We start from the raw sequence: 23,042 nt of genomic DNA on the forward strand, positions 1-23,042 counted from the left end.
CAAAAAAGGAATGCAGCTTCCTTATGATTCTGACAACAAACTTCTGGCTATGCTTGATTCGATTGAACAGACTGTATTCAGAAATGGTGCTTATTATTCAGAAGTTACCGGTGTTCAGAAAGAGCTTTTGAATGCTTTAGATATTCCTCTGCCAACACCTGAACCATATGGAAAAGTCGGTAAAGAGGAAGAAGACGTAGATGAGGATGATGACATCAGATCTCTTGATGAACTGGAGATCGTTTTAAACAAGCTCGAGGCTCAGGCAAAATAAAGGCAGGAGTTTTAGTCCTGCCTCTACTAGAAACCTAAACATATAAAAATTAACAAAGTTTAGGCATAAGGTTGCCTTTTGCTATTTTGTTGCATCTGTTTTAACATATTTTGTATTTCTTCCTTGTCCTATTCTTATTAAGAAGCCATTTTCGACAAGTTTTTTTAATGCAGCTTCAACAGATGAGCTTCCTATACTAGGGCATGAGACTAAGGCATCCTGTTTTGAAAATGGTCCGATCCTATTATCAGTAAAAGCCTTAACGATTTCGAAAGCGCTACTCTTTATTCCTGATTCATTTACTATAGTTACTCTTTTTTCAAATTCTCTGTAACAATATAAAATGATACCAAGCATGTATTTTATAAATGGAGTGGGATCGTTTCTTCCTTCATGCCAATTTACGTCAGCCTTCTGGAGTGCTAGGTAATAATCGTTCTTTGTATCGGCAATTGCTTTTTCAATACTTATATATTGTCCAACAAGATATCCAGATCGATACAACAGAAGTAGAGTTAATAATCTGCTCATTCTTCCGTTGCCATCATTAAAAGGATGAATACATAAGAAATCAAGAATAAAGCAAGAAATTAGAATCAGGTCATCGACAATTCCTAAACCAACTGTTTTTTGGAATGTATCGCAGAGATTTTCAATTGCAGTTGGTGTTTCGTATGGTGCAACTGGAGTGAATAGAATTTTTTTCTCTCCGTTTTTAAGAATCATGTCAATCTCGTTGGCAGTGTTTTTAAAGTGGCCTCCGAACGATAAGCTTGTAAATTGAAGCAAATCTCTATGCATTTGAAGAAGATAATTACTTTTAACAGGAATATATTGGTAATTCTCATGAATCAGATTAAGAACATTTCGATAACCAAGTATTTCTTCTTCATCTCTGTTTCTAGGAGTTGTTTTGTCAGATACAAGCTGTTTTAATCTGGATACTGTTGTAACAATACCTTCAATCCTATTTGATGCTTCAGTACTTTGAACTTTTGCAATATCAACCAGTCTTTTTAACTCTACCGGTTTTTGTCTAACGTAAAGTTCTTGCTTTCCTTTGTATTCGTGGATTTTTGTTAGATAAGATAGTATTTCATTGTCCCACGTGCAGGTTGAAAGAATAGTGTAATCGAAGGTTCTCATCTTAACGATTCTCCCAAAATAAAACTTATTCTCCCAAAAATATAAGTATTTGGGAGAATAATATCATGTTTGGGAGAAAAGAAATATGATCATCTCTTTTTTTTGTGCTGCAATATCTGAATTCAGGGATAAAAAACATACAAACAAGGAAATATAATCTCTAAAAGATAGATAGGCTCGATAAAGAAAGATAGAGCTCAAAAACGTGTAAAACGGATACAAAAAAAGCAACCATAAGGTTGCCTTCTAAGATGGTGCGTCGTAGTGGACTCGAACCACCGACCCCCACCATGTCAAGGTGATGCTCTAACCAAGCTGAGCTAACGACGCAAAAAGTGGTTCACATTATAGCAATAAATTCAAACTTATCAAGTACTTCGTGAATAATATTTTTTAAATGCGATATAAGTCGAAAATAAGAGTATAATCTGTCTGTTCGTTGCTCTATGCAAGGCCTTGTCGAGTGGTGCAAGGATAGTCATAGGGGACAATTTCTTTTTTTTATTATATGGAGCCTAGAGATGCAGGGTATGCATCGAGGTTTAGAAAATGCCAAAAATTACACTTCCTAACGGCGATATCAAAGAGTTTGATAAGCCAATCTCAATTTACGAATTAGCTTCAAGCATCGGTCCTGGTTTAGCACGTAACTGTGTTGCAGGAAAGATTGATGGCGAGTTACATGACGCATGTGATTTAATCGAAAATGACGCTACTGTTTCAATCATTACCCCAAAGGATAAAGAGGGTATTGAGATTATCCGTCATTCATGCGCTCACCTTTTAGGTCACGCAATCAAGCAGCTTTGGCCTAATACTCAGATGGCCATCGGTCCTGTTATCGACAACGGTTTCTACTATGATGTTGATATTGACCATAAGCTGACTGCTGAAGATCTTGAAGCTTTAGATGCAAGAATGCACGAGCTTGCAAAAACTGATTATCAGGTTATCAAGGAAGTTGTAGACTGGCAGAAAGCCTATGATACCTTTGAGTCTCGTAATGAGCCATATAAGAAACTGATCCTTGAAGAGAACATCGACAAGTCAGACAAGACCATCGGTCTATATCACCACAATGAATACATTGATATGTGCCGTGGCCCTCATGTTCCACACATGGGCTTCTGTCAGCACTTCAAGCTAACTCACTTTGCTGGTGCTTACTGGCGCGGTGATTCTAAGAACAAGATGCTGCAGCGTATCTATGGCTGTGCATTTGCTTCAAAGGAAGAATTAAAGTTATACATTCAGCGTCGTGAAGAGGCTGCAAAGCGCGACCATCGTGTATTAGGTAAGAAACTTGACCTGTTCCACTTCCAGCAGGAAGCTCCTGGTTTAGTATTCTGGCACAACGATGGCTGGACCATCTACCGCATCGTAGAAAACTTCATGAGAGAGATGCTTCACAAGTATCAGTACATCGAAGTTAACACTCCACAGATCATGGATCGTGTTCTATGGGAGCGTTCTGGTCACTGGGATAAATATGCTGAGAACATGTTTACCACCAAGTCAGAGAACAGAGATTACGCAATTAAGCCAATGAACTGCCCAGGTGCAATTCAGATCTTCAATTCACGTACCCGTTCTTATCGTGATCTTCCAATCAGAATGGCTGAGTTTGGTAAGGATCACCGCAACGAGCCATCTGGCTCTCTACATGGTCTGCTACGTGTAAGAGGATTCGAGCAGGATGATGCTCATATCTTCTGTACCGACAGTCAGATTCTTGATGTAGTTTCAGACTGTATCCGCATGGTATATGAAGTATACGATGTATTTAATTTCCATAATGTTGATATTAAGTTATCAACTCGTCCTGAGAAGCGTATCGGTTCAGATGAGATCTGGGACCGTGCAGAAAACGATCTGATCAAGGCTCTAGAGGCAAATCATCTTGAGTATGAACTACAGCCAGGTGAAGGTGCATTCTATGGCCCTAAGATTGAGTTTACTCTTCATGATTCTCTAGACAGAGCTTGGCAGTGCGGTACTGTTCAGCTTGACTTCTCATTACCTGCAAGACTAGGTGCAGCTTATATCGGTGAAGATAATCAGGAACACGTTCCAGTTATGATTCACAGAGCTATGTTAGGTTCTCTAGAGCGTTTCATCGGTATTCTAACCGAGGAGTACGCTGGTTCATTCCCAACTTGGCTATCTCCATGTCAGGCTGTAGTAATGTCAATTACTGATGATCAGGCTGATTACGCAAAAGATATCGTAAGAAAGCTGGATGAAGCTGGCATTAGAGCTAAATCTGATTTACGTAATGACAAGATTGGCTTTAAGATTCGTGAACATACCTTAATGCATGTTCCTTACCTTGTAGTCTGTGGCGCAAGAGAAGCAGAGCAGGGTAAAGTTGCTGTACGTACCAGAAAAGGTGCAGATTTAGGATCAATGTCAATTGAGGACTTGATCAATCTTGTAAAATCAGATATCATACAGCGCAAAAATATGCCTGATGCAGACGTAGAGATTGAAAAATCACGAAAAGCTGCTCAAGCAGATTAAGAAATTCGTTTCTTAATCATGGTCTTAAACTTATTTAGGAGTACTTGCTATAAACAACAACAGAAAAACCGGTAAGACTTTACAGAAGAACCGGATTAACAGTGACATTAGATGTCGTGAAGTGCGTGTTTTAGATGCTGACAATGAGCTGCTTGGCGTGATGCCTACAGCCGATGCATTAAAGATGGCTCAGGAACAGGGTATTGATCTTGTTGAGATTAGTCCTAATGCTGAACCGCCTGTATGCAAACTCATCGAGTATGGCAAGTATCTTTATCAGAAGAGTAAAGATCAGAAGAGTAAGAAACAAAAGGTTGTTCAGGTTAAGGAAATTAAATTCCGTCCTGGAACAGATGAAGCGGATTATCAGGTTAAACTACGCAACCTAATTCGCTTCTTAGAAGAGGGCAATAAGGCTAAGGTAACTCTGCGCTATCGCGGTCGCGAAATGGCTCATCAGTCCTTAGGTTTAGATGTTCTCAAGCGTGTAGAGAAAGATCTATGCGAAGATAGAGGCATTGCCAGTGTTGAGTCTGCTTCACGTGTTGAAGGTAGACAGGCAACTATGGTTTTAGCCCCTAAAAAGAAATAGTTACAGGGTTACAAAGTCCTAGAAATAGGCTCCTGTATCGTGTTTATTTATATGCAATAATGCGGAGTATACAATGGCTGGAAAAGTCAAGGTCAAGATGAAGACCGATAGAGGCGTTGCAAAGCGCTTCAAGAAGACTGGTAGTGGTCACTACAAGTGCCGTCACCAGAACTTACGTCATATCCTAACTAAGAAAACCTCAAAGCGTAAGCGTCAGCTACGCAACATGGTTTGTGTAAAGACTTGTAACCTACGCGCAATTGCACGTCAGTTACCATACGCATAAGTTGGAGGATTTGACAAATGGCTAGAGTAAAACGTGGTGTTACCGCACATGCTCGTCACAAGAAGGTTTTAAAGGCTGCTAAGGGTTATTACGGTGCAAGAAGCCGTACTTACCGTGTTGCTGTTCAGGCTGTAACCAAGGCTGGTCAGTATGCATATCGCGATCGTCGTCAGAAGAAGCGCCAGTTCCGTGCTCTTTGGATCGTTCGTATCAATGCTGCTGCTCGTCAGCATGACTTAAGCTACAGCCAGTTAATCAATGGCTTAAAGAAGGCTAACATTGAAATCGATCGTAAGGTTCTTTCAGATCTTGCAATCAATGACAAGGTAGCATTCCAGGCTATTGCTGAGCAGGCAAAAGCTGCTTTAAATGCATAAGCTAAAAGCTTCTGTATAAAATCTCAAATCTTGAGTTAAGTTTTAGCTCAGGATTATCTAAAGCGCCCTTCGGGGCGTTTTTTGATTATTCTGTCCTTTCTATTTTCAATTCTCATTTTATCCTCACCTTTTGCTTTAATTTTTGCAAGCAAATGCTTGTAGCTCTAAAAGTACATGAAAAATGTGATTTGATCTGCAGGTTTGATCAAAAGATACGATAATCTAATGTAGATACATTACAACATACAAAAATTCAGCTATACTTGTAGAAAAGTTAATCAGTAAAGGTTGACTTGATTTGATTAACAGTAGCAACTCTATCGGTAGTAATTTTTTAATACAGGCAAATCCTGGTAATCATGATTTATCTGAGTTTAGAAATAAGTCTAGATTATTATCGAGGATGGGAAGGAATAAAAGATGATTCTATTTTGTTTATTGTTATCACATTTTCTTCTAAACATGAAGGCTAAAAGAAATAAGAAACTTATTTCTTTATATAATAAAAATGAAATCCCTTGTGTTTAGGAGTAGTTTATGAGTCTTCAACAGTGTAGGCTTATTTTTGCAGAAACATTAAGACAACTTCAGGTTGAAGAAGGTGATCTTGGCGATGAAGGTATGTGGCAGATGCGTCTGAAGTACGACTGGATGCCATCCTTAAATTTCTGCTATATAGAGTCTAAGGATTCTTTACTGATTTTCTCGGAAGCTGGTTATATAGACTTTGACGGGGAAAACGATGTTTTAAAAGATGTTATGCACCGTCAGTTTCTCTTTAACAAGAGTAAGGGCGTTACTTTTTCTCTTGCAGGAGATAATAATGCTCTTACTGTTCAGCTGATGCTTGATGTTGGGAATCTTACTGTTAACTCATTTTCTGAGGCACTTCAGAATTTTGTTGAAGAAGTTCGCTTTGCGGTCTTTAAAATAAACGATATTCATGAAGATGATTACGGTTCAAGCTACGGTACAACCTATACAAATTCAATAATATTAGGGTAAATATTTCGGAGGTGGAATATGTCTGACCCAATTGGAAGAATCAGAGGATCTAATGTTTATAATGTTATCGAAAACGGTATTGATAATAACAATGAATCCGTAAAAGTACAGGGGGATTTAGGACCAAAAAGAGCTCCTAATCCTTCTGAGAGAAACTCTGAAATATCTTTCAAAGGCGGAGTTGTATACAATAACGCTCCAATTCCTGATAACTATAAGGCTGCCATTGAAAGCATAAGACAGGATAAACCAAGCAATACCTTTAAATCTGCGCTAGGTAGAGCTGTTCTATGGATAGTTAACCTATTTAAAGGGGTAAAATCTTCAAGTTCCCTTTCAACTGCGGCTAAACTTGAGGTTTTAAGAGGCAAAAAGCCAAATCCTTTACCAGATAATGTACAAAACAAAAACAGCCCATATCTTTTCACTAATGAACAGTTAGGAAATTTATGTGGTCTTACTAACGGCTGTAAGATTAAGTATTTTCACAATAATAATGATGATAACAAAGGGTATAAGGAAATTCTTTTCCCTCATGGAGAACCAAGATTATCTGATATCAAACAGAATCCTGAGCTACAGGACTGCTGGTTCCTATCTTCAATTTCATCTATGCTTCAGTCTGAAGGTGTGGAATCTATCTCAAGATTATTCTCTGAGAGTAAAGTTCCTGGGAATGTAGTTGTTCGACTTGGAACTAACCTCTATGATGTACCAATGGGTAGAATTACTGACAGCAGTGGAGACAAGTTTGGAAGTAACAGTGCCAACTGGGTTATCGCTCTTGAAAATGCTATGCTGATGCATCAGGCTCTATCTTCTGAGACTCCAGATATAAATAATCCCCGCTCTGTTGAAGACTATAAGTCTCAGATCAGAATGCCAATGAGATATCCTTCAGAAGGTCTGAAGGCATTGCATGGATACAAGCCTGATGGTGCACATGTTGAATTTAAGTCAATGGACTGGGAATTTCATACTGTCGAGAATGGTGTTTATCGTATCTCAAAATTGCTGGAGCTAGGAAAGCCTGTGATTATTGGTCATAGCAGACCTAATTCAGGAAAAATTGCTTTAAGAGATGGTATTGCTCCTGGTCATGCTGTTACTGTGCTGGAGGTTGTTCCTAACGGTTTTAAGATCCTTGATCCATATGGTCAGGTAAAAACTCTGGCAAAAAATAGTATCACTGATTACGTAATGCATTCAATCAGAGATATCAGTGAGCCTGATGATAAATATTCATTCTTGACTGCTGCTGTTCCTAAAGAGCCAGAACCAGAGATGCAGCCTGAAGTTAAACAAGCTGTTGAAAACGATAAAGACGATTTCTAAAAACATCATTTTTTAACAACTTTTGAGCCTCTATAATGTCGAGGCTCTATTTTTTGAAAACAATGAGAGGGCAGAGAGTTACAAATCAATAAAAGTGAGCTGATTCAATATTTTGGAAAAAAAACAGAAATAATTACAACAAACTCTCAATTTTCTAAATTGTAATTATCGTTATGACTGTATTTTTATCTAAAATGAAATTAGGGAAGAATTTTAGGGAGCTTGATTATTTATATAAACATTTAGAATTTATTTTCTGGTTTATATATAAAGCAGATTTCTGATGTTTGCATATGCTGATAAAAGAATAATGCTTTCTTCTAAGTTCTCCTGTGGTTTCTTTGTTCCTAGAAGAATCTATTCTGCGTAAGTTATGTATTCTTTAGGATTGGAAATTATTGTTTTAGTTTTGAATAAGGATATATAAAGATGTTTACTGAAGAAGAGCTGAATCAGAGCATTTTAGAAATCAATGAAATCGAAGAAGAGCTAAAGCGTCTTGATGCTCTTTATAACTCCGTAAAAGAACAGCTTCCAAAGGATGTTGCCAATATGGATACAAGAGATCTCCCTCATGACGCTGTGCTGGATAAGATGATTGATGAGGCTAAGCGTAAGGCTGAAGCTGAAGGAAGACAGCGTGCAGCTATTTATGAGGATAAGATTCGTCAGAAAAAGGGCGGTTCTGCAGCTAAGCCTAAGGCTGGTTCAAGACGCGGCATGATGGCCTAGTAGAAATTTTGTTTTATATGAAATTAAGGGGCAACTGCCCCTAATTTTTTTACCTTAATCAAATAGTTGAACCATTATGTTAAGTATATTTCAGGTGTCTTGCTATACTTGAAGTGTGTATGTTTTATTTAGGTGAAAAGAATGGATCCTGCTGTTATTGAGCTGATTAGACAATCAATGTTTCTGGTACTGATGCTTTCTTTGCCTCCTATTTTCGTGGCATCTATCGTCGGTCTGTTATTCAGTTTATTTCAGGCTATCACTCAGCTGCAGGAACAGACACTTTCATTCGGTATTAAGCTGATTGCCGTGTCAATCACGCTATTTCTTGCTGCAGGCTGGATGACCGGACAGATTATGCAGATTGCTCAGACGATCTTTGATAAGTTCTATCTGATTCAGTAAAAGAATGTAAAAGAATATGAACGAATTAGTTGTCTTGCTATTGGAATCTGGAAGCAGAGAGCTTGTTATCTTTGTTCTTCTGGCCATGGCAAGACTTATTGTTCTTATTTCCTTTACTCCTTTTTTCGCCCCAAAGATTGCCATGATCGTCAAGCTGCCTTTGTGTGTATGTTTCATACTGCCGGCTATTCCGATTTTTATGGTTCAGGCTGATCTTCACAAGAACATTGATTTATCTGCAGCTGTGATCTGTGCTCTACTGTTCAAGGAGATTGTTATCGGTTTTCTGATAGCCTTCATCTCGGGTGTTTTTTTCTACGCGGCAATGTCTGCCGGAATGATTATTGATAACCAGAGAGGTGCCAGTCAGGCACAGGGCGGTGATCTCCTGGATGAAGTTCAGAACTCACCTTTTGGCTCTGTACTGATGCTTTCTCTTGTGATTCTGTTTTATTCCACCGGTGCAATTATCGCGTACCTTACCTTTATTTTAAGTTCGTATACAGTGTGGCCTGTATATGAGGTACTGCCAGGAATTACCGGAGCCAAGGTTGCTGAATATGCTGGAATGGGACTGAATACACTAATGGCAACTGCTATGGTGATATGTTCACCTTTTGTAATCGTGGCGCTGATGACGGATATTTCGTTAGGTCTAATCAACAGATTCGCGCCTCAGCTGAATGTGTTTATTCTTTCAATGCCTATTAAGAGTGGATTGTGCGCAACATTGATTGTGCTGTTTATTCAGCCTTATATGGAAATAGGTGAAATCTATCTTAATAAGATGATAACAATGTTGACGTATCTTACTAAGCTGTTTTAAACAGGTAGGAGCCTTATTATGTTTTTTCAGATCTCGAATCATAGATTACAGATGAACTGGATTGGCTATTTTTTTAAGCTGGTTCTTGTCTTTGTAATCAGCTTCTGCTTTATACCTGTATCACATGCTGAAAATAGGGGTGAAGCCTGTCCACTTAACAAACCTCTTAAAGTAGCTGTTATGGCAGTGGGACTGCAGAAAAATACAACTACATACTTTACTCAGATTCTTAAGAATTTAGGTGAAGAAGGGATTGTTTCTAAAAACAGTATCCCTAGAACCATTGATCTGAGAAATAATGATGATTACAAAAAAAATATAACAGAGGCTGTAAAAGGAAAATGTCTGGAGTTTCCTGCTGAATATTCTTATATCTTCAACTGGGAGATAACAGCATTTAAGGAAAAAATAGGAGAGATTCGTTCTCTGATAAAAGAAAAAAAGATTGATTTTATCATTGCTATGGGAGATCTGACTTCAAAGTATCTGATTGAAGAAAAGCTCAATATTCCTATTATATGTTTTGATACTAATTCAACCAAAACTCTCAAGGAAATGGTCAGAAAGAACAGACTAGTTTCGATTCTTGACGATTCAAGAAATATAAAGGATGACATTGATCTTTTTTACAGGATGTTTAGCTATTCCAATATAGGATATTTAAGAGATAAAAATCATGAGTTTGATATCTATACCGCCTATGATGATGTCATGAATTATACAAAAGAAAAAAATATTCCAATTAAAGTTTGCGAGGGGGATTTCTTTATTCCTGATGTTGAAAAATCACGTTCCGAATTTTCCCGCTGTATGACTGAGCTTGCCGGCTCAAATATTAGCGCTGTATTTATTCCTGAAGTTGGAAATGGAATAGATATAAAACAACTTTATACTCAGATTCGACCTGTTTTATCAAAGAAAGTAGCAACCATCTCATACGATTCTAAAGAGCAGGTTGCAGCAGGCAGTCTTCTGAGTGTTTACGACCCGGATGAATTTACACGTGCTTCCTATGCTGCGGATTTAATTGGTGAGCTGATTTTTAATGCTTTTGACTCAAGCATTGTTATGAACAGAAAGGAGCTTTCGGTTCCGCTGTTTTTGGGTGTGAATCTTAAGACAGCTGCTCTTGTTCAGTGGCGTCCTGAATTTGATGTGCTGGTAGCTGTGGATGATGTTTTCCACACAACTAACAGTAAGTAACCTGTTTGCTGGATATTTCGGTGTGCATGAGAGATTCATAAGAATATGGATATAGGCTCGTTATCCTACGGAGGAGTTTATCTCCTCGGTTTTGTTCTGTATCTGCTGATGCCATCACTGGTTTTCCCTTTTAGCTTAAAAGTTAATTATTCTCTGTTTGCTGCCAATGGCGCAATTATAGGTGGACGTCTGGGATACGTGTTTTTTTATGAGCCTGTTTATTACCTGAATAATCCATTTGAAATCATTGAGCTGTGGAAGGGGGGAATGTCATTTCACGGTGGAGTGCTGGGGCTGGTAGCAGGATGTCTTCTGTGTACGTACCTTACAAAAAGCTCACGTGAACTGTTTTTCCGAGCTTTGGACAGAGCCTGTCTTATTGCTCTCGTGATTATACCTCTTGGCAGATGCTGTAATTACCTGAACGGGGAGCTTTGGGGAAGGATTACGCAGGTTCCATGGGGAGTGTTTTTTGAAGGTGCTGATGATAATCCTCGTCACCCTGTGCAGCTTTATGAGGCTTTTTTTGAAGGCCCTATGCTTGGTCTTTTGCTGTATTTTATGTATCAGAGAAAACTATTAAAAAGGCCTTTAACCATTTCCTGCTATTACCTTTTGGGGTATAGCTTATTTAGATTCTTTACAGAGTTTTTCCGTGAAGCTGATTCAATGGTGGGTTATTTTCATGGCTTTACTTTAGGGCAGATACTGTGTATTGCCGGTATTTTTATAAGTGTTTTTCTTCTGAAAAAAATCGGTCGTGAATTTGTTGAAAGCAGCTAATAATTTGATCTTAAATCATTTGTTGCAATTCACATTTACGAAAATAATACAGTCTCTGACTGTATATGGCATCTATAATCTAAGTGTATTTACCTTTTATAGCGTAAAGAGGGTTACAAAGTGGAAATTGTTATAAACACTTCTCCTGATAACGGAAGCATTTCTGTTATTGAAGTTGAGGGAAGAATGGACGCTTTAAGCGTTGGTGAATTTGAGGAAAAGGTAATTCCTCAGTGTTCTGTTGAAGGTATATCCGGCTATATTATCGACTTTGCAAAACTGGTTTACATCAGTTCTGCCGGCTTAAGAGCAATTCTGAAGGTTGCAAAACTGTGTAAGGAGCAAGGCCGAAAGGTAGCGATCTGCAATTTATCTCCTGATGTTCATGAGGTTTTTAAGATCTCTGGTTTCGATTTGATTGTAACTGTCTGTGATAATTTGGATAGCGCCAAGTCTGCAGTTATTTAGCACAGAGGTAATTTGCAATGATAACAGTTAAACTTCCTGCAAAGATTGAACAGCTCGAGAATATAAACGAGAAACTCAGAGCCTATATGACTGGTGAATTGGAGCCTCTGCTAATGAAGACTCAGCTGGTTGTAGAAGAGCTGCTTGCCAATATCTGTAATTATGCCTACGACGGTAAAAGCGGTAATGCTGAGTTCTCTGTCGGAGTTGTTACTTTTGACGGTGAGCCTTATATCAGGATTTCCTTTGTGGACGGAGGAAAACCATTCAATCCTTTCAAAGAAGAAAGAGATCCTCATGTTAAGGATTCAGTTGAATCAAGACCGGTGGGCGGTTTAGGCATTCATTTTGTAAAGAACATGTCTAATCACTACATATATTCCCGTCTTAAAGAGTGCAATGTTGTTGATATCTTCATTGAAGCTAAGGGATATAGCGGGAACAAGTAGTTGCTAAATGCAGATTGCAGTATTTAGCATTTCTTTACTATTGGATTGGATAAATGGGTAAATCTGTAGCAGCAAATGCTGGTATTAGAATGAGCTTCAAAACAAAGGTAATGCTTTTATCTTTGTGCCTACTCATTGTTCCTTTGCTTTTATTCTCATATTATTCCTATGGTACCCTGAAGGCCAGCATAGTTCAGGAACAAAGAGAATCCATATCTTCTGAGTCTGCTGTTTTAAGGGATTTTGTTCAGGAAAATTTTCAGTGGGTATTAAGTGAGTCAATTGTTCCACTCCTTTCCATCAGAAAAACCAATGAAGAGCAGCTGTTCATTGTAAAGAAAGGTATTAACCAGGCTATAACCTTCAACGATAATAATCTTATTGATATTGCCGAGTCATACATCTTAGGCGCAGCTAATTCAGAGAGAATTCAGACATTTATCTGTAAGGTTTCTAATCCAAATGAAGGTCTGTTCCTATCTTCAGAAGTTCGAGAGCTGTTAAATGCAAAACTTGGAACCCTTACTAGAAAAACTCTTGGAGAGCTGATTTACGAAAGAGATTTCGAGCTGAACAAATATTATCATTACTATTTTGTTCAGGGAAATAAGCACTATCTCGGTTCTTTAACCAGATTGAACTCCAGTTATGTCATCGTTCTTTTTCACGATATTTCTAATATCAGAGCCGATTATGACGCCAATGCTCTTGAAAGAGCATTTGCTGTTGACCTGGTGGGAACTATTTCCGCCATCAACAGAGTTGATCCTGAATCGACCAATATCTATGTTTTTACAGAAGACCGTAAAACAATCATCAGAAAGCTTGCATACAAACTACCAGATACTCTAACGGATGAATACCTTGAAAAGGCAAAAAAGGATGAGGTCTGGGAAGGTTATCTGGACAAAATGAACTATGCTTATATTTTCTATTTTAAACAGACAGGCTGGTTCTTTGTCTATACTATCAATTTCTCTAACAGTATTTCAGCATTGAACGATTCAATGACTCTCATCTGGGTAATATCTGTGCTCCTTGCGGTCTGCTGTGTATTTCTGTGTTCGAAAATTATGGGAAAGCCACTTAGTGCTTTATCTCAGATAGCAAAAACCGCTGGGTATATTGAGCGCGCAAACCTGACAAATAAAGATGAAATAGAGAAAATCTCCGGTATGCTGCAGTTCGATTCCAAAGATGAGATTGGAAATCTTGCCGAGACTTTAAAGGAAATGTCCAGCTCTGTTTCTGACAAGGCAATCGAACTTCTGTCTGCAAATGCTCAGAAGCGTCAGCTTGAAGGTGAGCTTAATGCGGCAAAGGAAATTCAGATGGGGATTCTTCCTGAATCCCTTGATCTTCGTGAATTCAGTCCTCTTAAGATTTCTGCAATGCAGTTTGCTGCAAAGGAAGTGGGAGGAGACCTTTATGATGCAATTTCCTTTGATGAGGACAGAGTCGCACTGGTAATCGGTGATGTTTCTGATAAGGGAGTACCTGCTGCTCTGTTTATGGCAATGACGGTTATTCTGATAAGAGAGTGTATTTCACTGAAAATGCCTGTAGAAAGGATTGCTCTTGAGTTAAACAAGAACCTGTGTCAGCACAATCCTAATATGATGTTCGTTACTCTGTTTGTGGGAATTTTAAATAAGAAGAGCAGAGAATTATCCTATGTTAACTGCGGTCATTGTCTTCCTTACATAATCAAGAATGGCAAGGTCGAAGCTATTAAGGGGCTTAGTGGCCCTGCTATAGGTGTGGCACCGGAATTTGAGTACAGGTCATTCTCTGTAAGTGTGCCTTCTGAGAGTAATCTGTTCTTCTACACTGATGGTGTGAGTGAGGCTCAGAATAGTGCACAGGAGCTTTACGGTGAAAACAGAATTGTTGAGTTTTTAGAAAATGTCAATGAAATGGATCCAGCTAAAATCTGCAGCAGAATGATGAATGAGCTTGTTTTATACAGAAATAAGGCTCCTCAGTCAGATGACATTACGATTCTTGGGGTAAAGATTTAGGATTTAAAGGGATATTTTTGTGTTAAGGCTTCCTTCTATGAGTTTTAAATCAAGACTTATAAGCTTGATACTGGTATTTGCTATGCTGCCTATTCTGGTGGTCGTAGCGGTACTCTACTACACTCAGACCGAGGCTTCATTTGAGAAGAACCACTTCTATCAGACTTCAAACAACATTATGTATTCTGAGATTTTTGACAGCTACTATTATCGTAATGTTGTTGCAAATCTTGTAATTCTAAACGGAAGAAGAGAGAAGTTAAGACTGATGTCTAAGGCTATTATGGATGCCTATAAGCTTAATGATGAAACATCAGGCATGATTGGCAGCAGCTCGATTATCCGTAACATTATGTTTGAAAGTACCAGAGCTGCAGGTCTTATGTCTTTCATTTTTGACAAGGCTAATCCTACTGAATCCTATTTTGTCAGAGCTGATTTCAGACGACTTTTAAAATATAAGACTATTCTCGGTGAAGATCTGGGAACTTATATCCGACAGCGCGAGTTTCATAATCCAGGCACTTTTCATGTTCTATCCGATGTAAAAACCGGAGATGTGTATCTTCTGAGCATGACCGCCATGGATTCACATCGTATTCTGGTAGTAGGCGAATTACAGAATGATCTCAAAGATAGTTTTCGTTCTGTGAAGAATCAGATTATTGAATCTCTTAATAATGTAATACAGCCTGAGGGTAGACATCTTACTTCCCAGAAGACTTTATTAACCTACATTGCTGATTTGGATGGTAAACAGGTAGCTCCTAAGAGCGCTGATGGAAGTGAACCTATGTATCTTGATGATGAGATACGCCAAAAGGTACAGAGACTCTTCAATCAGAAGTATAACGTAAGATATGATCATAGACTCAATGACATTGATTACCAGATGCTTATAACCTTTTACAATCAGATGGGGCTGCATATTGTATCAGCAACCCCAGTAAGTGAGATTCTGAGTGCTCAGAGAAGGGAAACCAATAAGTTTATTATGATCGCCTGTATTGTTGGTTTCTTTGCAATTCTGATTGCTCTGGTTCTTGTTTCTGATCTTGTAAAACCTCTTACTGTTGTTATCGCCAATACCAGGAATATTGCAAAGCTTGATTTAAGAGATATTGTCAGCGTAAGACGCTTCATCAACAGATTTGACCGAAACCGTAAAGATGAGGTTTGTGAAATATCCAATGCTATTGCCAAGATGACCACTAATCTTTCCTCCAATATCTGTAATCTTCTTGAAACTCAGGATCGCCAGCGCAAGATTGAAGGTGAGCTTAACACTGCAAAGGATATTCAGCTTGGTATTCTGCCTGATAATCTGGATAATCCTTCATTTGCGCCTCTTAAGATTAGTGGCAGTATGATCCCGGCCAAGGAAGTTGGAGGAGATCTGTATGATGTCATTGAACTTGATGAGGACAATGTGGCCTTTGTTATAGGAGATGTTTCAGACAAGGGTGTTCCTGCTGCGCTGTTCATGGTGATGACCGTTACCGTTATAAGAGAATGCTTCTCTCTTAAGATGTCGTCTGCCAGGGTTATGAACGAGGTTAACAAGGTTCTATGCTCCCATAACCCTAATATGATGTTCGTAACTCTGTTTGTATCGGTTTTAAACAAAAAGGATGGTACCTTTACCTATGCCAACGGCGGTCACTGTCAGCCTGTTCTATGCCATGACGGAAAGATAAGTCTGCTTGATGGATTAAGTGGTCCTGCTCCTGGAGTTGCGGCTGATTTTGAATACAGGGAATTTAGCTGCTCTATTCAGAAGAATACCAGACTGTTCCTGTATACTGACGGTGTCAGCGAAGCTCAGAATGAGTCTAAGGAACTCTTTGGTGAAGAGCGAATCAACAGTTGTGTACTGAAACATTCAGAGCTGGATGTAGCAGGCTTCTCCGAGAGTATGTTAAATGAGATTTCATCCTACAGAGGCACAGCTCCTCAATCTGATGATATCACCATGCTGACGATTGATTATCCTGCCTAGTTTTCTTTTCTCTGTGCTTCACAAATCAGTGATATCGGTGTTTGACCATTGCGATTTTCATTTTGAAAACAAAAAAAAGAGAGTGATATTAAATACCACTCTCTTAGCATGATTATAATGAATCTTAGCTCTTCAGGATGCTCTGCTGCAGCTGAGCGCCTGTCTTAATCATATCTGATGAGCCTGATACAAAGGCATTGTACTGACCCATCTTATCCTGCAGCTTAACCATCTGAGTCTGGTTGTCTGAGTTGCAGTTCTCAGCCTTATGCTGAAGGGAGGTAACCAGGTTGTCAATCTTGGTAGTATCCAGCTTGCCATTGAAGTCTGATGTTAGACCGCCTGCTTCCATTGCAGCAATTGCAGCGCTAAGTACTGACTTGTACTTCTGAATCTCATTTAGACCGCCCTTAAGCTCGTATTCCATATGAACGTTGTCATCACCACGAGTCATGTCAGGGAAGTTCTTCTTACCTACACGATCGGTCAGAGTCTTCATATCATTGTAGACATCCTTTGGCAGATTAAAGCAAGGATCCTTACGCTCATTGATATAAGGCTTTAATGTACCGTCCTTAATATCAGTTAACATCTTGTTGTAGGTTGCTTCTGCCTTATTTAAGGTTTCAAGCTCTTTTTTCATTGATTCAATATCTTTTGGAAGATTATAGTCACCGATGCTCTTGTCTTCCTTGAACTGTCTTAACTTGTCGGCAGCTTCCATAATTCTTTTTGCCTGATCGTTCTGAGACTTCATTTCGCTGATATATCTTGTTGCAGTATCTTTATTGGTTTTTGCAATCTCAAGCTGAACAAGAGCAGCTGCAGCAAAAGGGCTCATCTTTGTCAGATCAAGTCCTTCAATATTCATTGAGCCCATTGAGTTATTAATGCCGTTAATCTGTGCCATATTCTGTACCTTCTTAAATAGTTAGAGGTTATAGAACCTGTATAAAATAATTTACCTTTGTCTTTAGTATAGAAGTTAATCAGTTTTTGTAAAGTATAATTTTTACTCTACATTATAAAACTACGTTATTTGTTCAAATTTGTGACAGATGACAGATTTATAAGCAGTTTATTTTAAATAATACTCAATTAACTAAACAGAATTATTCTGAAAAAAGCGCTTTTGGGCTAATGGTTCTATTTTAGATTCCAGATTTCTTCTTTATGTTTTCCTCTTTTAATAGGATTTGTATTCATGAGCATTTCTGGTGTAGTGGAAAAATACAATGTCGTCGGAGGATAGTATTGTGAAGATGATTATGTTCTCATAATTCATGTGAATTACTTTAAAAACAGCCAAAAAAAGTGAACCAGGTAATCACTTAATTGATTATCTTTGAGTGTGCTGTCGATTCTATGATGGAATAGACTTTCTTTTACAAATATAATTGAATCTGTATAGACGTATATGAGAATAGGGAAGTACCAGGGAGAAGCTCAAAACAAAGGCTTCACCTTTTAGGAGAAGCCTTGTGTAATACGGGTAACTAATAAACTGTATTAGTTTCTCAGGATGCTCTGCTGTAGCTGAGATCCAGTCTTAATCATATCGGATGAGCCTGATACGTAGGCGTTGTACTGACCCATCTTATCCTGAAGCTTAACCATCTGAGTCTGATTATCTGAGTTGCAGTTCTCAGCCTTATGCTGAAGTGAGGTAATCAGGCTGTTAATGTTATTGGTATCCAGAGTCTTGCCTTTGCCTAGCATATCCTTTGGAATGGTACCATTCTCGACGGACTTGATCATTGAAGTCAGGAACTCCTTGTACTGCTTGATTTCCTTAAGACCATCATCAAGCTCATACTTGAAGTGCAGATTGTCAAAGCTGCCGTCTGCAGTTCTTACGATGTTAGGGAAGTTAGAATGACCAGCCTTGTTAACAAAATCATGAAGCTTGTCATCAGTGGTCTTGTCCATTGTGTATAGACCGTTCTTATCAGCTTTTAAGGTACCGTCAGCAATCTGAGCTTCCATCTTTTCGTAGGTTTTCTCAACGTACTCAACGTCTGCTAAGGTCTTCTTCATAGCCTCAAGATCTTCAGGAAGATTGTACTTTGCATATGCTGGATTGCTGTTGATAGCCTTTAGCGCATCAGCCTGCTCCATGAATTTTCTAGCCTGATCGTTCTGAGATTTCATTTCATTGATGTATCTTGTGGCAGAATCCTTATTGGTTTTTGCGATCTCAAGCTGAACTAAAGCAGCAGCAGTGAAAGGGCTCATGCTCTTTAGATCGATACCATCAAGGTTTATTGAGTTTGCGCCGTATACATTGTTAATCTGTGTCATAATCAGTACCTTCTAAATATTCGATTTGGTATAAAACCAGAAAAACTTTAACCTTTTAACCGAAGTATAGAACCATAAAATTTTTTGTAAAGTATAAAAATTGCTCTACATTGTATAAAAGTTTGATAATTTGATATGGGTCAAATAAATTATACAATTATGCTTTTTTAAGCGGAGTTCTCTCCTTTATATATAGTCCTGTATTTTTCTTGGAAAATCCCTGCTGAGCCTTGTCAGAACTCGTTTTTCTTGGTGTGGAAGTCCTCAAGCTCGCTCTCTTCCTTTCTTTCGATTTCAATTCTCTGCATTTCAAGCCAGATTTTCTTGTGTTCTTCAAGTTTATTAAGATCGGCTGTAGCTTTTTTAACAACAAGCTTGGCTTCATCACATTCTTTTTTCAGAGTAACCTCATTGTTCTTAAGTTCTCTAAGTTCATCCTGAAGCTTAAGTTCTCCAATATTAAGATTGGCAAGATCCTGTTTGAATTTTTCAAAGGCCTCGTTGCTTAATTCCTTGAACATCACGCTGTCGTAGCGTCTTACGGTTTCCTCTTCCTTCCAGACCTTGTAATCCTCTATTTCCTGGATTTTCTTTTTGATTGCATTCTGTGCCTGTTCGACCTTCTTTTTTGCAAGCAAAAGATCTCTTTGCGCCTCATCTACACGATGAGAGCGGAGTCCGATAAGTTTTGCCAGCGGATAGGTTGCCATCAGATCTTCTTTAATGCCTCAACGTAACGCAGTACCTTGGCTACCGGGATCAGCAGATCATCAGGGATCTGTTCACCTTCATTACCTTCTGCATACAGAGCTCTGGCTAGAGGAGGTTCTCTCATTACAGGAATATTCTCCTCCTCAGCAGCCTTAATCATACGTCTTGCAACATCATCCTTTCCTTTTGCAAGAATAACAGGAATGGGCTGTTTCTCCCTGTCATAATCCAGAGCAACAGCATAGTGGGTTGGGTTAACCACAACAACCTTTGATTTTTTTGTTTTGCCAAGGGTATTCTGGTTTAACAGTTCCTGATGCAGCTGTTTTCTCTTTGATTTAATCATAGGATCGCCTTCGGATTCCTTGAATTCTCTTTTAACTTCATCAGGCGACATCATATGATCCTTGGTGAATTTGAATCTTGTGTACAGAAAGTCTGCAAGTGCAACCACGATAAATGAGCCGATAGCAAAATATGCCAGTTCCTTGAGCATTACCGCCATCATTATCCATACATGCTGAACATCAAGATAGGGGAGAACAAAAAGCTGACGAAGGTTGTTTAACAGTGCAATCTTTACCGCAAAAGAGAGCACGATAACCTTTGCAACGTTCTTTGCAAAGTCGAACATATTCTTTTTGGAGAAAACCTTCTGTACCCACTTTTTAGGATTAAGGTTTTCCAGTTTGGGAGCTGCGGCTTTTGGAGCAAACAGAAAACCTATCTGACCTAAGTTGGCAAGCAGAGCTGCAGCCATGGCAATTATTACGACCGGTGCTGCTATTTTGAGCATGATTAAAAGGGTAAAGGCACTAAGACGAGGCCAGGCCTCCTCAAAAGGAAGCTTCAGCGAATCTTCTATGATTTTTCCAACCAGATCATGTAAAAGAGTAAAAATATCCCCAGATGCAACCATAAAAAAGGCTGCAACACACGTAACAATCAATGCTGAAGGCAATTCCTGAGATTTAGGTACATCACCTTTTTCTCTGGAATCTCTCAGTCGTTTGGGGGTCGGTTGTTCTGTTTTCTCGTCTGCCATATCAGTACCTGTCTATGACTATTTTAGATAGAAAAAGATTTTTAATATAGATTTGCGCTCAAAAGTAGTGAAATTAAGCCGAAAAATAATTCTTTTATAGAAAATTCTGTGATCGTGCACAATTTTTTATATATAGAGCAAAAAAAGTAAGAAAAGTTTGTATTATATTGTCTATACTATAAAAAAGATAAATTATTTTTAAATTTGCAATAAGCGTTCGGTTTATTGTAGTTATTTATGGTTAATATATAAATGATGGCAGCTGATATTTCAGTTATCACTGACCTGTAGAATTAGTTTGAGGTGTTTTATGTCAGATATTAATGGTATCCGCAACCCATCTGGTTTTGATCATCAGAATGTACCAGGAAATACCAGTACTAACGCTCCTGCTCCAGGAGGCATGATCAACGGGGTTTCTGTTGAGCCAGCTGATATTGAGAAGTCTTTATTCGAAGATTCCATGGAGGAAATGACTTTCTCCAAGGATAATTCAAAGCAGACAAAACTGGCCCTGCGTAAGCAGAAGAATGCTGATGCACGTCTTGCAGAACTTCTCAAGAAGATGCAGGCTGCTGTTGCAGAGAAGGTTAATGCCAAGTCAAAGACTGAAGACATCCTAAAGAGAACATCCAAAGTTGGTTGTACTCCTCGCGAGATTGTTGATTCTCTTAAGTCTTCAGGCGGTCATGATGCAGAGAACTATGCACTGCTTCTGCAGCTGATTTCCAAGGAGAAGGATCCTGTTAAGCAGAAACTGATGCAGGATGCCGCCAATGAGATTTTAGAGAAGAACGAGAGTGGCATTAAGGCCGTTATCAATGCAATGGATTTGTCCGAGGACAACTATGCAGGCCTGAGCTTACTTGATAATGCAGAGAATTATTCTGATTCTCTTCTGAATTTCAAAGACGGTATGTCCATGCTTCAGTTCATCAATGATAAGTATGGCGAGAAGTTTGAAGAAGGTCTTGATTTTATCACTAAGGCATTGAGTGCTGATCTTGAAGCAGCTCAGAGAAGTCATGAACCTGCATTCCTTCGTTCCGTTGCAGATGGTCTTGAGCAGACAAAGGTACTTTACTCATGCTTTGCCCATGAGGAAGCCATGCTTGATCGACTGGACAAGGTCCATAGTCTTGATGTCAAGGGATTTGATAAGGTCGAATTTGTAAGAAAACTTGGAGATCTTATTAAGTCAAGCTTTGTGTCTCCTGGTGACGTTAGAGATCTTTTAATTACAGTAAAAGCTTCGGATCCTGGTCAGGAAGTTGTAATCTGCCAGGAACTCAGCAAGACTCTAAAGGATCTTTCCGATGTCTTCTATGGGACTCCTGAGGCCAGAGAGCGTATCAATGAGGCCTGCACTGTATTGATTGATAATAAGATTCAGGCGGAGGATGAATGGCTGGAATCACAACAGTAGTAGATCCTGAAGTTGTCAGAAGAGAGTTGTATCGATTCGCTAAAAGAATAGGAATGGAGAACATTCCTGCTTTTGATGAGAACAATGCGTTAACCTTTGGTGTAGATGGCGCTAAGCTCTCTTTTGAGCTTAATGCAGATAGGACCTATCTAGCTGTAGGCTATGCGGTTACTCCTGAAATATCTGAAGTTGACCACTATCTTAGAATAGCACTGGCAAAGACTAAATACTCAGGTGGTTTTGTCTACAGTGCTTCTTATGTTGATCCTTTAATCATCTTTACAACTCAGCTGCCAAATCCATCAATTTCAGCTGAGAATTTTGAGAAGATTCTGTTCGGTTTTATAAAACTATGGAATGAGGTAAAGCATGGCAACCAGAATTAGTGGTAATTCAAGTCTGCTCAATTCCAATTTTGGTCTTGATCAGGTTCTGGATAGACCAACGACACAATCTCATCTTCCAAAGAACATGTCATATGTTCCTGTGGGCAATACTAATGTCCGTCTGGAAAATATGTACAAAAAACGCTCTGTTGATAAGCGAATGATGTCAAAGGCAAAGCCAAATATTGATAATCCTGATGAGCTTGATCCGGCTAATTTCGCAATGAATTTTGAAAATGCTGTAGAAAAGCTTGCAGAGTTTGATACTCCTGCAACCAATGATTTTTCTCAGGAAGTTGCAGATCCACTTCTGGAGAATCAGCTTCTTCTCAAGATTTATAAAGGCTTTATGGTTGGGGGTTAGTGTCTTAAATGCAAAAGAAGACTCTCAACAAAAAAGAAATCAGAGCTCTTGAAATGATTGGCTACCTTTTTCTCAATCTGGGGATTGTAAGGAAAGCCGAAAGTACAATTAATGCGATCTTAGTTGTTGATCCAAACAATACATGGGCATTTTATGCCAGACCTATTCTATATTTTCTAAAAGAGGACTATGAATCTGCAATCTACTATGCGGATATTGTCCTGCAGATGAAAAAAATAGATTACGATCTACTTGAAATAAAAAAACTAAAGGCCAGATCTCTGTTTATGCTTAACAGGCAGGCAGAATCCTCTAAACTTATAGAAGAGATAAAAAAAGAAATCGACAGTAGAGAAGAAGAGCCTGTAGCTTAAAAAATATAAGGATA

25 protein-coding genes and 1 tRNA gene are annotated in these 23,042 nt (G+C 38.7%); 20 read left to right on the forward strand and 6 right to left on the reverse strand.

Annotated elements, in window-relative coordinates; genetic code table 11:
* Positions 1-274: hypothetical protein (locus B5D46_RS12105; RefSeq protein WP_078928116.1), on the forward strand; the 274-nt coding region annotated here is incomplete at its 5' end.
* Between the two features lie 81 nt (positions 275-355).
* Here the strand turns inward: B5D46_RS12105 and B5D46_RS02720 are convergent.
* A complete protein-coding gene (locus tag B5D46_RS02720; RefSeq protein ID WP_078928117.1) occupies positions 356-1,420 on the reverse strand; it encodes a Fic family protein in 1,065 nt (354 codons plus the stop codon).
* A 252-nt stretch (positions 1,421-1,672) separates the two neighbouring features.
* Positions 1,673-1,750 (reverse strand) — tRNA-Val (locus B5D46_RS02725).
* A gap of 219 nt (positions 1,751-1,969) precedes the next feature.
* Here B5D46_RS02725 and thrS point away from each other — a divergent pair.
* From thrS to B5D46_RS02800, 15 genes are all read left to right on the forward strand, one after another.
* Positions 1,970-3,940, forward strand: coding sequence for a threonine--tRNA ligase (gene thrS / locus B5D46_RS02730; protein WP_078928118.1), 1,971 nt, complete (start codon positions 1,970-1,972; stop codon positions 3,938-3,940).
* Between the two features lie 94 nt (positions 3,941-4,034).
* The gene (gene infC, locus B5D46_RS02735; protein ID WP_037972402.1) at positions 4,035-4,532 is read left to right on the forward strand and encodes a translation initiation factor IF-3; all 498 of its coding nucleotides are present in this window, start codon (positions 4,035-4,037) and stop codon (positions 4,530-4,532) included.
* Between the two features lie 73 nt (positions 4,533-4,605).
* On the forward strand, positions 4,606-4,818 hold the full coding sequence (gene rpmI, locus B5D46_RS02740; RefSeq protein ID WP_031491618.1) for a 50S ribosomal protein L35: 213 nt from the start codon (positions 4,606-4,608) through the stop codon (positions 4,816-4,818).
* Between the two features lie 17 nt (positions 4,819-4,835).
* The gene (gene rplT, locus B5D46_RS02745) at positions 4,836-5,195 is read left to right on the forward strand and encodes a 50S ribosomal protein L20 (RefSeq protein ID WP_031491617.1); all 360 of its coding nucleotides are present in this window, start codon (positions 4,836-4,838) and stop codon (positions 5,193-5,195) included.
* A 537-nt stretch (positions 5,196-5,732) separates the two neighbouring features.
* A complete protein-coding gene (locus tag B5D46_RS02750) occupies positions 5,733-6,200 on the forward strand; it encodes a type III secretion system chaperone (protein WP_078928120.1) in 468 nt (155 codons plus the stop codon).
* Between the two features lie 18 nt (positions 6,201-6,218).
* Positions 6,219-7,535 carry a hypothetical protein gene (locus tag B5D46_RS02755; protein WP_078928121.1) on the forward strand — a complete coding sequence of 439 codons (1,317 nt, stop codon included), beginning with the start codon at positions 6,219-6,221 and terminating at the stop codon, positions 7,533-7,535.
* Positions 7,536-7,964: 429 nt separating this feature from the next.
* Positions 7,965-8,267 carry a hypothetical protein gene (locus B5D46_RS02760; RefSeq protein WP_078928122.1) on the forward strand — a complete coding sequence of 101 codons (303 nt, stop codon included), beginning with the start codon at positions 7,965-7,967 and terminating at the stop codon, positions 8,265-8,267.
* A 141-nt stretch (positions 8,268-8,408) separates the two neighbouring features.
* Complete coding sequence (gene sctS / locus B5D46_RS02765; protein ID WP_078928123.1) at positions 8,409-8,672, forward strand: type III secretion system export apparatus subunit SctS; 264 nt, start codon at positions 8,409-8,411, stop codon at positions 8,670-8,672.
* 16 nt (positions 8,673-8,688) lie between these two features.
* Entirely contained in the window at positions 8,689-9,498 is an 810-nt protein-coding gene (gene sctT, locus B5D46_RS02770) for a type III secretion system export apparatus subunit SctT (RefSeq protein WP_078928124.1), read from the forward strand.
* A gap of 18 nt (positions 9,499-9,516) precedes the next feature.
* A complete protein-coding gene (locus tag B5D46_RS02775; RefSeq protein ID WP_078928125.1) occupies positions 9,517-10,701 on the forward strand; it encodes a hypothetical protein in 1,185 nt (394 codons plus the stop codon).
* A gap of 45 nt (positions 10,702-10,746) precedes the next feature.
* Entirely contained in the window at positions 10,747-11,484 is a 738-nt protein-coding gene (gene lgt, locus B5D46_RS02780; RefSeq protein ID WP_078928126.1) for a prolipoprotein diacylglyceryl transferase, read from the forward strand.
* 120 nt (positions 11,485-11,604) lie between these two features.
* A complete protein-coding gene (locus tag B5D46_RS02785) occupies positions 11,605-11,952 on the forward strand; it encodes an STAS domain-containing protein (protein ID WP_078928127.1) in 348 nt (115 codons plus the stop codon).
* A gap of 17 nt (positions 11,953-11,969) precedes the next feature.
* Positions 11,970-12,401 carry an ATP-binding protein gene (locus B5D46_RS02790; RefSeq protein WP_078928128.1) on the forward strand — a complete coding sequence of 144 codons (432 nt, stop codon included), beginning with the start codon at positions 11,970-11,972 and terminating at the stop codon, positions 12,399-12,401.
* A 53-nt stretch (positions 12,402-12,454) separates the two neighbouring features.
* Entirely contained in the window at positions 12,455-14,422 is a 1,968-nt protein-coding gene (locus B5D46_RS02795) for a SpoIIE family protein phosphatase (protein WP_078928129.1), read from the forward strand.
* 37 nt (positions 14,423-14,459) lie between these two features.
* Positions 14,460-16,421, forward strand: a complete 1,962-nt coding sequence (locus tag B5D46_RS02800; protein WP_078928131.1) for a SpoIIE family protein phosphatase — start codon at positions 14,460-14,462, stop codon at positions 16,419-16,421.
* A gap of 124 nt (positions 16,422-16,545) precedes the next feature.
* Here the strand turns inward: B5D46_RS02800 and B5D46_RS02805 are convergent, their stop codons facing one another.
* The 4 genes from B5D46_RS02805 to sctU form a co-directional block, all read right to left on the reverse strand.
* Positions 16,546-17,331: a hypothetical protein gene (locus B5D46_RS02805; protein WP_078928132.1), complete on the reverse strand. Its 786-nt coding sequence runs from the start codon at positions 17,329-17,331 to the stop codon at positions 16,546-16,548.
* A gap of 599 nt (positions 17,332-17,930) precedes the next feature.
* Positions 17,931-18,722, reverse strand: coding sequence for a hypothetical protein (locus B5D46_RS02810; protein WP_078928133.1), 792 nt, complete (start codon positions 18,720-18,722; stop codon positions 17,931-17,933).
* A 233-nt stretch (positions 18,723-18,955) separates the two neighbouring features.
* On the reverse strand, positions 18,956-19,432 hold the full coding sequence (gene sctO / locus B5D46_RS02815; protein ID WP_078928134.1) for a type III secretion system stalk subunit SctO: 477 nt from the start codon (positions 19,430-19,432) through the stop codon (positions 18,956-18,958).
* Positions 19,432-20,478 (reverse strand): type III secretion system export apparatus subunit SctU, encoded by a 1,047-nt coding sequence (gene sctU, locus B5D46_RS02820; protein ID WP_078928136.1) that lies wholly within the window; start codon positions 20,476-20,478, stop codon positions 19,432-19,434. Before sctU ends, sctO begins: the two co-directional genes overlap by 1 nt.
* Before the next feature lie 310 nt (positions 20,479-20,788).
* Between sctU and B5D46_RS02825 the strand changes: the two genes are divergently transcribed.
* Genes B5D46_RS02825 through B5D46_RS02840 form a run of 4 tightly spaced genes read left to right on the forward strand, consistent with a single transcriptional unit; the run spans position 20,789 to position 23,028 of the window.
* The gene (locus tag B5D46_RS02825) at positions 20,789-21,904 is read left to right on the forward strand and encodes a TyeA family type III secretion system gatekeeper subunit (RefSeq protein ID WP_078928137.1); all 1,116 of its coding nucleotides are present in this window, start codon (positions 20,789-20,791) and stop codon (positions 21,902-21,904) included.
* Positions 21,883-22,290 (forward strand): type III secretion system chaperone, encoded by a 408-nt coding sequence (locus B5D46_RS02830; protein WP_078928138.1) that lies wholly within the window; start codon positions 21,883-21,885, stop codon positions 22,288-22,290. The genes B5D46_RS02825 and B5D46_RS02830 overlap by 22 nt, the downstream gene beginning before the upstream one ends.
* Positions 22,274-22,654 (forward strand): type III secretion apparatus assembly protein SctX, encoded by a 381-nt coding sequence (gene sctX, locus B5D46_RS02835; RefSeq protein WP_031491601.1) that lies wholly within the window; start codon positions 22,274-22,276, stop codon positions 22,652-22,654. The genes B5D46_RS02830 and sctX overlap by 17 nt, the downstream gene beginning before the upstream one ends.
* An 8-nt stretch (positions 22,655-22,662) precedes the next feature.
* Positions 22,663-23,028 carry a tetratricopeptide repeat protein gene (locus B5D46_RS02840; protein WP_078928139.1) on the forward strand — a complete coding sequence of 122 codons (366 nt, stop codon included), beginning with the start codon at positions 22,663-22,665 and terminating at the stop codon, positions 23,026-23,028.
* Positions 23,029-23,042 lie beyond the last annotated feature (14 nt).

The organism is Succinivibrio dextrinosolvens DSM 3072 (assembly GCF_900167015.1).
Classification (GTDB): Bacteria; Pseudomonadota; Gammaproteobacteria; order Enterobacterales; family Succinivibrionaceae; genus Succinivibrio; species Succinivibrio dextrinosolvens.